This is a genomic window from Proteus faecis (genome assembly GCF_030286765.1).
Classification (GTDB): Bacteria; Pseudomonadota; Gammaproteobacteria; order Enterobacterales; family Enterobacteriaceae; genus Proteus; species Proteus faecis.
Window position 1 is genome coordinate 115,873 of the sequence record NZ_JASVWV010000004.1, and the last position, 15,440, is coordinate 131,312.

Here is a 15,440-nt window from a genome sequence, read left to right on the forward strand (position 1 = left end):
TAGTCTAAAAATAGAGAAAGGTTCTAAATAAGGAAAATTGCATTGATGAAAAGATTGTTAATTTTGCAACTCCTCACTTTTATACAAAAGCGAGGAGTCTGTATTATCAGTTTTATAAAGCACGTAGTGAGAAATGGCGAGGTCTAAATCCTAACGCATACAACACAACAAAATAACTTCCTGCTCCGACTACTACAACTAGCAACAAGCGCAAGATACGCATTAGCATGTTGCCGACATCCCAGCTTGGCATGATCCACAACATTCCAACTAATACAGCCGCCATTACGGCAAGCGCGATAATAAGTTTTAATAAGAACACAGGCCAACCAGCTAAAGGCTGATAAATATCTTTCTTACGGATCTGCCAAAACAACATAGAGGCATTAAAACAAGCCGCAATACCGATCGAGAGCGCAAGACCTACATGTTTTAAACTACCAATAAACGCAAGATTCATTAATTGTGTGAGGATCAATGTTGCAATTGCAATTTTTACTGGTGTTTTAATATCCTGACGTGAATAAAAACCTGGTGCTAATATTTTTATGATGATCAGCCCCATTAATCCAACACAGTAAGCGATTAACGCCTGTTGTGTCATGAGTGCATCATGCGCATTAAAATTACCATATTGAAATAAAGACGCTGTTAAAGGTCCAGATAATACCGCTAAACCAATAGTACAAGGCAGTGCTAGTAAGAAACACAGTCTTAATCCCCAATCCATCAATTTTCTATATTCTTCAGTATTACCACTGGCAAAGCTTTTAGATAATGAAGGAAGTAAGATTGTACCTAATGCAACGCCTAATACCCCTGTCGGTAATTCCATTAAACGGTCTGCATAATACATCCAAGAAACTGATCCAGACACTAAAAAAGAAGCAAAAATCGTATTGATAATTAACGATATTTGACTAACCGACACGCCCAAAATAGCCGGCCCCATCAATCTCATCACACGCCAAACACCGCTATTTTTAAATGAAACACGCGGTAAAACAAGCATACCGATTTTTTTCAAATGTGGTAATTGATAACCTAGTTGTAATATTCCCCCAGCAACAACTGCCCACGCCAATGCCATAACAGGAGGATTACAATAAGGAGCGACCACTAAAGCGAAAAAGATCATACTGACATTGAGTAGCGTTGGTGCAAACGCGGGGACTGAAAAACGATTCCAAGTATTTAAAATAGAGCCCGTCAATGAAGCTAATGATATCAGGAAAATATAAGGAAAAGTGATCCGTAATAAATCTGTCGTCAATTGAAACTTATCGGGTGAACTACTAAAACCTGGTGCTGTAACATAAATCACCCAAGGCGCAGCAATAATACCAATGACGGTAACCACTGCTAAAATAAGCGTCAGCATACCCGAAACATAAGCAATAAAGGTACGCGTAGCTTCCTCACCTTGCTGATTTTTATATTCTGCCAAGATCGGAACAAATGCTTGAGAAAATGCACCTTCCGCAAAAATACGACGTAATAAGTTTGGCAATTTAAAAGCAACAAAAAAGGCATCGGTTGCCATACCTGCGCCAAAAATACGCGCAATAATTGCATCACGAATAAATCCTAGTACCCGTGAAAATAAGGTCATAGAACTCACTGCTGCAAGTGATTTAAGTAAATTCATAAAGTCATTCTGATTTTTGTTAAATAGAATAAAAAGAAAGGGACTATACTCCGTCTCTAACATCGAAAAATCAATCTTCAATTCGCTAAGAATAGGCTAACTCAGCTTATCTTCGACTAACCAAAGCGATTAAAAAATAGCTATTTATGGCTTCGTGAGTATTTTTCTCAACATCACTTCCAACATCGCATTCTCCTCCCCCTCATTAAATTCAGGCTCGATAATATTTCTGCCCATAGAACCATCTGCGATGGCTAACAACCATGTTGCAACTTTCTCTGGTTCAAGTGTTGAGTCTATCTGCCCTTTTTTAATACCGTTTTTCAACATGGCAATCAAACGCTGTTTGTTTTTTCTTTCATTTTCAATAAAAACCTCGTGAATGCTCGCATTACGCGATGCTTCAGCAAAAATTTCAATACTAATACGCGCATATTCGGGGTGATTATAGAGCGCTATAATTTCCTTTATTAAATCGATGATTGCTTGAATACACTCTTCTTCGGCTTCATAGCGACAAAAGATATCATTAAACAGGTGTATATCCTCTAATGCAATCGCCTCAATAATCGAGTTTTTATTCGGAAAGTAATGAAATACATTTCCAGGGCTCATGGCTGCTTCATGACAGATTTCTGCTGTTGATGTCGAGTGAAAACCTTTTACAGCAAAGCAACGTATTGCAGCATCAATAATATGCTTCATTTTCGCTTTTTGTTTTTCAGTAACAGTCTTGTTCATAACATAAAAAATCTCTGGACAAAATAAATTAGACTGAATAGTCTATAAATAACTAGACCAAGCAGTCTAAAAAGTTAACCCTATTATTGCAGAGTAACGATATCATGCAATTACTTCATGAACACTATCAGCTTCGTGTTGCAGAGCCTTCAGATATTCCTGAAATTATTCAATTAGTTGCACAAGCATTTCGCTTTAAATTGAACGCTTTTAATATTGATAGCACTAATCTTAACCAATGTCGGCAATTAGAGGCTATTTGGAATTCATTAGCATGTAAAAAAAATAGCCAACAATTTATTGTCACTGATGATGGAAAGATAATTGCAACATTTTGTTTAGTGGTAAAAGAAAACAACTTTATTTCAAATCCTTTTATTAAAACACCTTTCTTGAATTATTGGCGTTTTGGTATTGCTCATTATATTAAGCAAAAGATTTTCTTTTCTTTATTTGATTATACACCAAATGAAAATGAGGCTTATTTGGCACACATTGCCGTTTTATCATCATATCAAGGACATGGTATTGCCTACGCTATACTGGAGTGGATAACCCAATATAGTAAAGATATTCTGAAAAAAGCCTATTTATCACTTCATGTCGATATTCATCATAAGGGTGCACTTTATTTGTATAAAAAGAATGGATTTTATATTGAAAAAGAAGAATCATCGCGCTTAACACAGTCTATTTTCCATATTCAACATTGGTACTATATGTTGAAAAAACTGACTTAGGTGACCTATTAGCTATCCCTTTTACTATAAAAAAATTGGCAGAAGCACTGACATAAGGGTATTTTTAATATAATAATAAGCAGTGCTTTTCTTCCATGATGACCAATATTAACGTTTAAAATAAGTTCGCGTTGTTAATGCAGTCAGTACGTGATCTCGCCACTCTTGATTAATTTGCAGATAGTTTTTGGCGTATCCTTCACGTTCAAAACCATGTTTAGCTAATAGGTTTCCACTGCGTAAATTATGAGGCATATAATTCGCCATAATACGATGCATCCCTTGTTGTCGTTGCATATAGCGAAGTGTTTCTGTTAACGCTTCAGACATATAGCCATGACCTTGCCATTTTTCACCGACTGAATACCCCAAAAAACAGGCATTAAAAGCGCCACGCATCACATTGCTATAATTAGCAACACCGATAACTTCATCTTCTTTTTGTGTTAATAGCAGAAAATGAAAAGCACTTTCTTGTCGGTGTAATTCATTCATAAATTGTAAACGATGTTCCCAACCAGAAGGTAAATAATGTGTTTTATCTCTTACGGGTTCCCATGGAATTAAAAAACGACGGTTTAATGTATAATAATCAGCCAATCTTTCAGCATCTCGCTCGTATGCTAAACGAATGACCATTCTCTGTGTTTCAAAACGAATTTTAGGAATTCCGCCACGATAACCAAACATTACGATCTCATTATCCTTTGATATAAAATAAGTCTAATTCTGAAGCAACTCTTCTTATTCTGCCACTAACCTTAATAAAAAAATATCATCTTTAATTTACTAGGAATTAAGCATATTTAGAGACAGAATAGTCGAAGAAATAAATTATTTCATTCCCCCCTTATTTTATTTAAATTATTTGCTTATTGATGGTGAGTAATGGCGCTGGTGACACAAGCCCGTACTTTGGGTAAATACTTTCTCCTAATTGACAATATGTTAGTTGTCTTAGGTTTTTTCGTCGTTTTTCCGCTTATTTCTATTCGTTTCGTCGAACAATTAGGTTGGGCTGGTGTTATTGTCGGCTTTGCATTAGGGCTTAGACAATTAGTACAACAAGGTCTCGGCATTTTTGGTGGCGCAATTGCAGACCGTTTTGGTGCAAAGCCAATGATAATAACGGGCATGTTATTACGCGCTTTAGGTTTTGCTTTAATGGCAATGGCAGATCAACCTTGGATACTTTGGTTATCTTGCATTTTATCTGCATTAGGCGGCACTTTATTTGATCCCCCTCGCACAGCGCTAGTTATCAAATTAACCCGTCCTTATGAGCGCGGTCGTTTTTACTCTTTATTACTAATGCAAGACAGTGCTGGCGCCGTTATTGGTGCACTCATCGGTAGCTGGTTATTACAATATGATTTTCATTTAGTTTGTTGGGTCGGTGCGGGTGTTTTTGTTATCGCAGCCTTATTTAATGCTTGGTTATTACCTGCTTATCGTATATCTACAACTCGAACACCGATTAAAGAAGGATTAAAACGAGTATTTCTTGATAAGCGTTTTGTCTGTTATGTCTTAACGCTAACAGGTTATTTTGTATTATCCGTTCAAGTTATGTTGATGTTTCCTATTATTGTCAATGATATTGCGGGTACGCCAACTGCCGTAAAATGGATGTATGCCATTGAAGCCCTACTTTCTTTAACGTTGCTTTATCCTATTGCTCGCTGGAGTGAAAAACATTTCAAATTAGAACAGCGCTTAATGGCTGGCTTATTTTTAATGAGCATTAGTATGTTCCCTGTTGGTATGATCCATTCATTACAAAGCATCTTCTTAATTATTGGCCTATTTTATCTTGGTACTATTACAGCAGAGCCTGCACGCGAAACATTAAGTGCATCACTTGCCGATCCTCGAGCTCGTGGTAGTTATATGGGCTTTAGCCGATTAGGCTTAGCGTTTGGTGGTGCAATTGGATATACAGGTGGTGGATGGATGTATGATTTAGGCAATCAATTTGATATGCCTGAATTGCCTTGGTTCTTACTAGGAACTGTAGGTTTAATAACACTTTATGCATTACATCGCCAATTTAATCGTAAAAAAATAGAAACAGCCATGCTTACTCCCTAAAGATCAGTTAAACTCTTAGTTATCAATGATCAAGGAGTGTTTATGAAAGCCATTTTTCTAACAACTGTATTAGTATTAACAAGCTTAGTCTCTGGGTGTGATCAACTCAAGCAATTTGATGTGAGTGAAAATCTTATTAATGACTATATCAGCCAAAAAATAAATCTCCAGAAACATATTGGTGAAGATGAAGTTGTATCCGCTGATATTAAATTGAGTAATCTTTCCATTCAAATTGGTCGTACTGAGCCCGGTAAAATTAATCTTTCTGGTACAACCGATCTGATAATTAATTCGTTCTTTGGCAAGACAAGCGCTAAAGTTGAGCTTACATTATCAGGCCAGCCTTCTTATCAAGCAGATAAAGGAGCGATATACATAAAATCAATGACTATTGATAGTTATAAAGTCTCTCCAGAAAAAATGGATGCTGTGGTGGTGGCACTAAAACCTTATTTAGATACAACAATCGCGACTTACTTTGATAATCATCCTGTTTACGTTCTTAATCCAGAAAAAAACAGCGCTGAAGCCGCCGCGTTTAAACTGGCTAAAGGAATTGAAGTTAAACCTGGTAAATTCGTTATCCAGCTCTAATAGTTACGCGAGTTAATTAAAAATATTTATCGTCATTAATGAGAAAGGCAAACCTAATGGTTTGCCTTTTTTATGAATACTAGAATACTTTTACAAAGAAATATTATATTACTCGGCTTCTGTATTTTCTGTCTTATCACTCTCTTCATCATCAGAGAGCTCTTCACGTAATGCGGATAACGCACCACGTGCAATACCAGCTAGTGTACGATAAAAGCCACTTGTTGCATAAGCTTCAACCTTACCTAAAAATGTTCCCGCCCAAGGTAGCAGATACTCATCAAATAATTGTATTTGTGCTAATACTTCATCTTCTGCAGAGTTATCTTCAAGCCACGACGCTGCCAGTAATAAAGCACCAAAACTGTCTGTTGCATTATCAGTAACAGGCATACCCCTTATGACTAAGAATTGACGAATATCATCTTCTTTGATCTCTTCATAATCATGGGCATAAACAGACACAGCGGGCACTTCACCTCCAAAAAGAGATTGATAATCGGCTTCTACAATAGCCAAATCTTTGACGCTGTTTTTTAATGCATTAAATAACTCATCTTGCTCTAATGGCCATAGTTGACTAAGTTTTCCTTCACCAATCATTTTAATAATTGGTGATAGAATAGGATCTATGGGAGCGCGCTGAAATAATGTGCCTAAAAGTCGGCAAACTATTGAAAATTCATTCATTGTATTTTTATCCTAAAAAGTTTCGCGTTATTGTGCTTTTAATAGAAAGAAAATCAACTTTTTTCGCCATTTCTCTTTATATTGTTAATATTAATCTTACTATCTTTAATCACTAAAAACAGAAAAAGCGCGCTCTTATAATTAAGTCTTTTACTTAATATAAGAAACGCGCCTAATCCCATGCTATTTATAAAGTAGTTTTATAAAAAGTATTAAAAACGACTTTATGACAACAGCATTTTATTGCATTTGTTAACTGGCTATATCAAGAAAATTATCTCTTACACCATTCACGCGAAACCATCCGGCAATACTTATTCTCTCTTTATTAGTAGGAAGTACTTCATGAGGAAATTGTTCTGAAAGGAAAACGACCAAACGCCCACCTTTAGGCTCAACTGTCGCAAGTTGATTATTTTCCAAATCATAAATAACTAACTCGCCACCGTCTTCTTTTTTCCAATCCTCATTAAGATACAATACTGTTGTTAAACGTCGAGTAACATTTTCTTTAAATGCATCCAGATGTTTTTTATAAAAAGCACCTTTTTCATAACAAGCAAAATGCGCTTCGTACTCAAAAAGTCCTAGAAAAAACTCACGATTGACTGCGCTCTGAATAGACGCCATTTGCATTAAGTAATGCTGAACCGGCGTCCCCATTTCAGGTTCTAACCAACGTATTTTGTCACTCCGAATCGTTGTTTCTTCAAGTCGATTCTCATGACGACCAATACGCGCTTGTTGTGCTTCACCATCAAAACAAGCGCTTAATTGTTGAACAGCCTCAGGTGTGAGGAAATTATCCCATACACACCATCCTTTCTCTGCTATTTGCTCAAGAAGCTCTGCTATATTCATAAAGTATATTGTCTGATAAACATGGGAACTTACTTTATAACACCAAGTATAGAAAAATAACAATTTAATAAATTTATCTTTCTGATAACACCAATTCATCAGATTTTAATTCTGAACAAATAGAAATTTACGAGAATAAATAAAAAATCACTCTGCTTAAAGCATAGAAAAATACCTTAATAAATAGAATGTTATTAAAATCTTCCACTTTCACACTTAAAAACATAAGACTAACAAATGTTTTCTTAAAAATAATAATTTGTCGACATCTTCTCTAATTGTTCTTTATCTTCATCATATGAAAATTTGATTTCACCTTTTATCTGGTGATAAATAATTCCTTTTGCATTCTCTAATTGTACCAACACAAGTGGTATTGATTTGTCTTTATCTAATACTTCACTAATCGACATAATATCAATTGAGCTAAGCTGATATTTCATCTTACTAAAATCATCCTTAAGTTTATCATATAAATTGCTTAATGTAGATTTAATATAATCATTCGTGATATTCTCATTTTTCATTATTTCATTTATTTTTTCATTAAACATTTCTTTAGCTTTTTTATAAATAATATCACTCTTCTTATCTAGTTTATATTGAAAAACAGAGTAAGACTTGAATCTCTCATTTTTATTGTTTTTTTCTTGAGAAGATAATATTTTCTTCCTTTCTTTTAAATCTAATAAAAATTGATTTTTTAAATTACCTTTCCACTTCAACTTTTCAAAATCAGCTCCCCCTCCTATCTCATCTAACAAAACAGGATCTTTTTTCATTCTATTTTTTAATTTTTTATTGATTAGCATTGTTAAATGAACACTATCAAGTTTAGAGATATTTTTACTTACATTATAAGCAATTGTATTTTCATCAAATAAATTATTTATTTTCCTCACCCTTTTATATATTTCTTTTAAATTCTTTCTATTATTTTCAAATTCTTTTTTCTCTTCTAATTCTTGACTATTAAAAACATTAAGACTAAATAAACTATTTAATTTCTTCTGAAGCATAAATTCAAAATTTTTCATTTCTGTTAGAGGAAGCCATCGTCTTTCACTGGATGAGCTTGTTTTTGATGGATAAAATTTCAAATCTCTATAAATATCAAGAAGAATTTCTAATAATTTAAAATCAATTACTTTCTTTTTTTTAGCTTCACTTATTTCCCCATAGTCAAAAAATTTATTTACATTGAAATTAACCTTTAATAAATTAGCAATAACATTTAACCCAACCGCATTTCTAGGTATTGACATTTGAATTTTATTATAAAGTGACAAATTAACACCTAAACTAAGTTCACTTCTTATATCTGCCGATATTCCAAATGATATATTTTTATCATTATTTAGTGTTGTATTATATTTTAGTTGATCATAAGTAAACTCCATTCCTTTATCAATAAAATCAACAACATCATCCAATCCTATTTTAAATGAAAAATTAGATTTTCTTTCATAATTTAAGCTAAGATAAGCACTCGCTATTAATGGTGTTGCTACATTACAACTAACATTATCTCCCATCCATACTTTTTCGTATCCATTACCCCCCGCAGATAAACCACCTGATAAATTAACATCTTTCTCATTAATAAATGAAAATATCACTTCATTTTTTTCATTTTTTGAAAGTGTTATTGTATGTGTTTTTGCATATCTTGCTAATATAAATGCATTAACACCAATATTTGCGTGAAGACTAAATAAACTTGTACTAAAGAAAGCACGGATCCCTTTAGTATCAGCAATAGTAACACTACTTTTTTCTTTCATTTCTTTAACTAAAGAGTAAATAACTTCACCTGGTGTCTTTCCATTCTTGACTCCTTTAATGTATTTGCTTAATACTTTACTAGCTTCCTGCATATTTTTTTTAGCACTTTGTAATGCTTCAAATTTATTCTCACATGGTAATGTGGATGAATTTGAAATCCCTTTTATATTTGAAACAAGCCCTCTAAATCCTGGATCAACAGTTTTCGCAATATTTGATGTCATCGATTTATATTTTTTTAATGCATATTGTTGTTTTGCCTTATCAAGACTAATTCTTGCCTTATCAATCAAAGATGCGAAAAAGGGAATGTGGCGACTACTAAAATTACCTATTTTTTGAGTAGAAAACGGCTGACCTGAATGATAGTTATTATAATTATTTTCACCTACCATTGAATAAAATGATAAAGGAGGCTCCTGCTTTAAACGAGTAACTTCATACTGATAATCTTTAAGAGAAAAAATATTCAAAGGATCAAGATAATATATTTTTATTTTATTACCTTTATCCACAACGAGTTGGATTTGATTTAATATGGGTTTAATTGCTAATATTTTATCTGTCGATTTTAAAGGGATTTTTATTTTATGTTCTACCTCTTTATGTTCTACCTCTTTATGTTCTACCTCTTTATTTTCTACTTCTTTATTTTCTACGACATTATATTCTTCTATTTTCCCACTATCAACTTGATCGCTGGAAATAATTTCTTTAGGTAATCCCTTTATATAAAGCATATTATCTTTAAGGCTAACACTTAAATCTAATCCTTCACGATTAATTTTTAATTCATTACTCTCTTTTAATTCCACTATATTATTGATGCTGGATAAATCTTGCTTTAGTTCATCATCAATTATGTATTTTTCATATTCAACAATAAAGCTATTCTCAATAGAATTTAATGAGCTATCGTTTAAATTATAGTCTTTTTCAATTTTATTAAACTTAATTTTATATAATTCATTCTTATTTTCTTCTGCACTATCAGATTTATTTTCGCTTCTTTTATTTCCAATCAAAAAACCATTAGGATCAACATAGAGCTCTTTAAACTTCATATTATCACCTTGTTGGGGTTCTATATTGAAAACATTATATTTAAATCCTCCTTTAAAGTGTTTATGATATAAACCTGTAATTAAATCATGCGTTTTACCTTTAATTAATAGTAAGGACCCATCATCTGCAAGAGTAATTCCCATATTATTAAGTAAAGATGTATTTGTTGAGCCTAAATATACATAGTTATTAGCGTTATTTAAGCTAAATTTATGTTCTTTATGTTTTTCATTTTTTTTGATATAGGTATTATTGCTATTTTTTACCTTTTTTACTCGATGCCTTTCTTTGCTTCCATCATATATACCGATAGGTATTAATTTACTGATTACTGGTTTTATTTCATTAGTCATATGATATGCCTCATAATGGTTAAATCGATAAGGCAATAATCAATAAGATGAGCTACAAATGCTATCTTTTTACAATCAGATTTTTATGAGATTATATAAAAATTAAAAAAATATTTTTTTTTGAAAGTCAGAAGTAAAAAATAGGCAACAAATTAAAATTTTGTTGCCTATTATCTAAAATTAAAAATAAATAAAATAGACTTAGTAACCACTCTTCATATCAACTACACCAAAAGGTTTTTCTCCCTTTTCAATTCGCTGAATATTATCAACAATCGTATCCATAGCTATATGTGGAATAGTGAAAGCAGCAATATGTGGTGTAATAGAAACGCGAGGGTGTGTCCAAAATGGGTGCATTCCCGCTAAAGGTTCTTGAGCAAAAACATCCAAAGTAGCATCTGCAATATGCCCTTGATCAATTGCCTCTAATAAATCTTGATCAACTAAATGCGCACCACGAGCAAGATTAATTAAATAAGAAGAAGGTTTAAGTTGTTCAAAGAGTGAGTAATTCAATATACCATGAGTTTCTGGCGTATAGGGTAATAAGTTAATCAGTAAATTGCACTCTTTAAGGAAATCACTCAGTTGCTCTTTACCAAAAAAACTTTCAACATTTTTAATTTGTTTTTCACTGCGACTCCAGCAACGAACTTTAAAACCAAGCTCGGCAAGTTTAGTTGCCACACTTCCACCTAAAGCACCCGCACCTAACACACCAATCACGAAATTATCATAAGAATGCGCAGGAAGCTGTTTCCATAAGCGTTGTGATTGTTGACGTTTATAATCATCCATTCGACGAAAATAATACATCACTTTAGCAATCGCATATTCTTGCATTTGAAGCCCCATCCCGGTGTCTTCCAAACGCATAACAGGAACACCTGTCGGTAATGTGCCAGGCTTTTGTTGTTCTTGTTTTAAAATAGCATCAACACCAGCCCCTAATGCAAAAATACCTTTAAGGTGATTACGACTTGCAAGCATTTCATAAGGAGGAAGCCAAACCATCGCGTAATCAGCAGGTTGATTATCACCCGCTTCCCAAATGCGTATATTGGCATTTGGCAAACGCGCCTTCATACCATTGATCCATGTTTCTGCGTCAAAAAAAGGATGATAATAAATAATATTCATTTTGCCTTCCTCCAGCATTTTTATCATAGGGTGCGAGGGTTACGTTCTGATTTCAAGTCTCTTTGAATAAGTTGTTAATAAAAATGTTGAGAATGTTAACCAGTTAACGAAATTCTTCATTCTGTTTTCAATACAACACTCCATATTGGTATTGCTTTACTGCATAATTTGTCTAGCATTTGTGCATATTGTTTTTTATTTGACTGCTTGATACAAAAGTTAAAGGAAAAATGCATTTAGCTGTTGACGCCTATGATCCTTTTCCATATAGTAGCGCCCCGTTGAGAGATGTTAAGTACATATCCAACAACAATACGGTGAGATGTCCGAGAGGCTGAAGGAGCACGCCTGGAAAGTGTGTATACGGCAACGTATCGAGGGTTCGAATCCCTCTCTCACCGCCATATTCTAAGATAGAGCTTAGCTTTTTAGCTAAGCTCTGTTTTTTTGTTCAAAAAACACACTTATAGCCTCGTTTCTCTTCACTAAGTTATTGATATCCATTCCCCTTCATTTTTTGATGATATAATTGTTAGTATACAACATATTTTTTATTCTATTTTTTGCTTAATCGTTTATTTAATAATTTCTTTTATCACTTAATAATCTCTGATAATTAATTTTAATGAATTAAAATAACTTATGTATTTGTTATTTATACCTATCAGATTTTTATGACATGAAAATGTTTTCATTATTTTATCTATAAACGACATTTATTCTAAAACAAAACGCTTTTTATAATTTTAAATAAATTTAAACTTTATTTTCAAGCAAGCAACAGAATAAACACAATAAGATACATTACATTATCTATTTAGGTTAACTTATTAGTTTAATTGATTTTATTTTTACTAAGCTTTAAGATATGCATTAATAATTTGATATATCACATTATTATCAGCGAATAAAAGCGATATCCTCTTTTTTCCTTATCGTCGTTATTCGGCATCTGACTTCTTATTTTGGTTTAATCCTAAATGAAAACTCATAAAGTTAACCGGGTTCGCCCCTTTAGTGCATTTATTGATGCATGTGTAAAAGAGCCTTACTCTTTTGCGCGTTTATTAAAAGATATTATTGCAGGGATCACCGTCGGAATTATCGCGATACCTTTAGCCATGGCTTTGGCAATTGGTAGCGGTGTTCCTCCGCAATACGGTCTTTATACCGCAGCTATTGCCGGTATAGTTATTGCTGTTTCTGGTGGCTCTCGATACAGCGTTTCAGGCCCTACAGCTGCTTTTGTTGTGATCCTTTATCCTGTATCACAACAGTTTGGTTTGAGTGGCTTATTGATTGCTACGCTTATGTCTGGCGTGATCTTAGTGGTTATGGGATTAGCTCGTTTTGGTAAGCTAATTGAATATATTCCTGTTTCTGTAACACTTGGATTTACATCAGGGATTGCTATTACAATCGCCACGATGCAAGTAAAAGACTTTTTTGGTCTTGAATTAGCACATGTGCCAGAAACTTATATCGACAAAGTTATTGCTCTAGGCTCTGCATTACCAACTATTCATCTTGGTGATACGCTTATTGGTCTAACAACTCTATTTGTTTTAATTTATTGGCCTAAGCTGAATTTACGTTTACCTGGACACTTACCCGCTTTAATCGCGGGTACTGCAGTAATGGGTATTGTGAATATGTTCGGTCATGATGTTGCAACAATTGGCTCGCAATTTAGTTATATACTTCCTAATGGAACAACCGGCCAAGGTATTCCACCTATTTTGCCTCAGTTTGTTTTACCTTGGAATTTACCTAGCTCAGGTACATCACTGGAATTAAATTGGAGCACCGTTTCTGCTTTATTACCCGCAGCCTTTTCAATGGCAATATTAGGTGCAATTGAATCGTTATTATGTGCAGTTGTACTTGATGGCATGACAGGCAAAAAACATCACTCTAATGGCGAGTTAGTTGGACAAGGTGTTGGCAATATTGTTGCTCCTTTCTTTGGTGGTATTACAGCGACTGCAGCTATTGCACGTTCAGCTGCCAACGTGCGTGCAGGTGCAACATCACCAGTTTCAGCTATTGTTCACTCATTATTAGTGTTACTCACTTTACTTGTATTAGCCCCTTTTCTTTCTTATTTACCCTTAGCCGCAATGTCAGCACTGCTGTTAATTGTTGCATGGAATATGAGTGAAGCGCGTAAAGTTATTGATCTTATTCGACACGCCCCTAAAGACGATATTATTGTCTTAATATTATGCTTATCGCTTACCGTTCTCTTTGATATGGTTATTGCAATTACTATCGGTATTGTGTTGGCTTCACTGTTATTTATGCGCCGTATTGCTAATATGACCAAAATAACTGAATCCACTTATACTGATGATGATAAGCAGTTATTGGTTGTACGTGTTAATGGCCCATTATTCTTTGCCGCTGCTGAACGTATCTTTAATGAGTTACGCGAACGCAGTAAAGGTTATAAAACCATTATTATGCAATGGGATGCAGTTCCTGTATTAGATGCGGGTGGATTACATGCGTTCCAGCATTTCGTTACTGATGTTAAAGACGATACTCATGTGATTGTGTGTGATATTCCTTTCCAACCATTAAAAACGTTGGCAAGAGCAAGAGTTACACCAATTGAAGGGACACTGAATTTCTATCCTTCATTACAAAAAGCACTGGATGATTTGGAATTAATTCAGTAATTATTTAGATTTTTCAGATAAAAACTTAACGCCTTTAATTAAAATTAAAGGCGTTTTTAATTGCGAATAATTATAATATTTGATTTGATAAATTATTAATTTCAACTTTATCCTTAATAAGGAATAAACGCATTACCAATACCACTGCCTTGCACACCCTTTTTTAATAAATCTTGATAAAGTGCATTCATACCCAGCCAATGATTTTCACACCATTCAGGCGCTAATAAAGTTGGCTTTCTTGCACTGGCACAAACACGGTGATAAACAACTTCAGGTGGTGTATGACGGATCATTTCACCAGCAGTATAAACATATTGTTCTTGTGTTAATGCCGTTAAACGCCCTGCTTTCCATGCTTTGGCTATAATACTGCCCTCAACAATATGTAAAGGATGTAATTTCACGCCATCAACCCCAGTTTCAACAATGCGTTCTAAGGTTTGCATATTAAGTGCATGATCTTCACGAGGAAGCCCCACTATCAAGTGGGTACACACTTTTAAACCACGACGCCTTGCTTCTCGAGTTGTGGCTTGGTAACACTGAAAATCATGCCCTCGGTTAATCTGTTTTAATGTTTTATTATGTGCAGTCTGTAAACCCAACTCTAACCACACTTCATAACCTTGGTCTTGATAGCTTTGTAACAAATCTAACACACTAACAGGGACACAATCTGGTCGAGTTCCTACACATAGCCCCACCATATTAGCTTGCAATAATGCAGTTTCATATAGATTGCGTAAGTATTCTACTTCAGCATAAGTACTTGTATAGGCTTGAAAATAAGCAAGATAACGGCGAGCTCGACTAATATTTCTCGCTTGTTCCGCGATTTGTTCTTCAATAGAGTGATATTGCGTTAATTCATCAGCAAACGAAGAAACATTACAAAAGGTACAGCCACCTCGCCCCAGCGTACCATCACGATTAGGGCAATTGAAACCGCCATGAAGGGTGATTTTGTGGATTTTTTCGTGATAACGGCGCTGAAGATCAGCGCCGAACATATTAACAACCGTATGCAGTTGCATAACACATT

The 15,440-nt window shown here is 34.2% G+C and carries 12 protein-coding genes and 1 tRNA gene; 5 read left to right on the forward strand and 8 right to left on the reverse strand.

Annotation, left to right across the window (positions count from 1 at the left end; translation table 11 throughout):
- Nucleotides 1–112: 112 nt before the first annotated feature.
- Both murJ and QSH13_RS07590 read right to left on the reverse strand, forming a co-directional pair.
- On the reverse strand, nucleotides 113–1,648 hold the full coding sequence (murJ, locus tag QSH13_RS07585) for a murein biosynthesis integral membrane protein MurJ (protein ID WP_235376019.1): 1,536 nt from the start codon (nucleotides 1,646–1,648) through the stop codon (nucleotides 113–115).
- A gap of 144 nt (nucleotides 1,649–1,792) precedes the next feature.
- A complete protein-coding gene (locus tag QSH13_RS07590) occupies nucleotides 1,793–2,389 on the reverse strand; it encodes a TetR/AcrR family transcriptional regulator (protein ID WP_196544266.1) in 597 nt (198 codons plus the stop codon).
- 104 nt (nucleotides 2,390–2,493) lie between these two features.
- On the opposite strand from QSH13_RS07590, the gene QSH13_RS07595 reads away from it, so the two are divergent.
- Nucleotides 2,494–3,129 carry a GNAT family N-acetyltransferase gene (locus tag QSH13_RS07595; protein WP_196544265.1) on the forward strand — a complete coding sequence of 212 codons (636 nt, stop codon included), beginning with the start codon at nucleotides 2,494–2,496 and terminating at the stop codon, nucleotides 3,127–3,129.
- A gap of 108 nt (nucleotides 3,130–3,237) precedes the next feature.
- On the opposite strand, the gene rimJ is transcribed toward QSH13_RS07595, so the two are convergent.
- Nucleotides 3,238–3,819, reverse strand: coding sequence for a ribosomal protein S5-alanine N-acetyltransferase (gene rimJ / locus QSH13_RS07600; RefSeq protein WP_109397595.1), 582 nt, complete (start codon nucleotides 3,817–3,819; stop codon nucleotides 3,238–3,240).
- A gap of 198 nt (nucleotides 3,820–4,017) precedes the next feature.
- Here rimJ and mdtH point away from each other — a divergent pair, with 198 nt between their 5' ends.
- Nucleotides 4,018–5,220: a multidrug efflux MFS transporter MdtH gene (gene mdtH / locus QSH13_RS07605; RefSeq protein WP_109397596.1), complete on the forward strand. Its 1,203-nt coding sequence runs from the start codon at nucleotides 4,018–4,020 to the stop codon at nucleotides 5,218–5,220.
- 42 nt (nucleotides 5,221–5,262) lie between these two features.
- The gene (locus QSH13_RS07610) at nucleotides 5,263–5,817 is read left to right on the forward strand and encodes a lipoprotein (RefSeq protein WP_109397597.1); all 555 of its coding nucleotides are present in this window, start codon (nucleotides 5,263–5,265) and stop codon (nucleotides 5,815–5,817) included.
- A 108-nt stretch (nucleotides 5,818–5,925) separates the two neighbouring features.
- On the opposite strand, the gene QSH13_RS07615 is transcribed toward QSH13_RS07610, so the two are convergent.
- From QSH13_RS07615 to ghrA, 4 genes are all read right to left on the reverse strand, one after another.
- Nucleotides 5,926–6,507, reverse strand: coding sequence for a TorD/DmsD family molecular chaperone (locus QSH13_RS07615; RefSeq protein WP_235376018.1), 582 nt, complete (start codon nucleotides 6,505–6,507; stop codon nucleotides 5,926–5,928).
- 252 nt (nucleotides 6,508–6,759) lie between these two features.
- Entirely contained in the window at nucleotides 6,760–7,368 is a 609-nt protein-coding gene (locus QSH13_RS07620; protein ID WP_196544263.1) for a 2OG-Fe(II) oxygenase, read from the reverse strand.
- 245 nt (nucleotides 7,369–7,613) lie between these two features.
- Entirely contained in the window at nucleotides 7,614–10,571 is a 2,958-nt protein-coding gene (locus QSH13_RS07625; protein WP_286039010.1) for a hypothetical protein, read from the reverse strand.
- Between the two features lie 201 nt (nucleotides 10,572–10,772).
- Complete coding sequence (gene ghrA / locus QSH13_RS07630) at nucleotides 10,773–11,714, reverse strand: glyoxylate/hydroxypyruvate reductase GhrA (RefSeq protein ID WP_286039009.1); 942 nt, start codon at nucleotides 11,712–11,714, stop codon at nucleotides 10,773–10,775.
- 316 nt (nucleotides 11,715–12,030) lie between these two features.
- Here ghrA and QSH13_RS07635 point away from each other — a divergent pair.
- Both QSH13_RS07635 and dauA read left to right on the forward strand, forming a co-directional pair.
- Nucleotides 12,031–12,118, forward strand: a tRNA-Ser gene (locus QSH13_RS07635).
- 576 nt (nucleotides 12,119–12,694) lie between these two features.
- Nucleotides 12,695–14,395 carry a C4-dicarboxylic acid transporter DauA gene (dauA, locus tag QSH13_RS07640; protein ID WP_109397602.1) on the forward strand — a complete coding sequence of 567 codons (1,701 nt, stop codon included), beginning with the start codon at nucleotides 12,695–12,697 and terminating at the stop codon, nucleotides 14,393–14,395.
- Between the two features lie 113 nt (nucleotides 14,396–14,508).
- Here the strand turns inward: dauA and mnmL are convergent, their stop codons facing one another.
- Nucleotides 14,509–15,432 carry a tRNA modification radical SAM protein MnmL/YtqA gene (gene mnmL / locus QSH13_RS07645; RefSeq protein ID WP_109397603.1) on the reverse strand — a complete coding sequence of 308 codons (924 nt, stop codon included), beginning with the start codon at nucleotides 15,430–15,432 and terminating at the stop codon, nucleotides 14,509–14,511.
- Nucleotides 15,433–15,440: the final 8 nt, after the last annotated feature.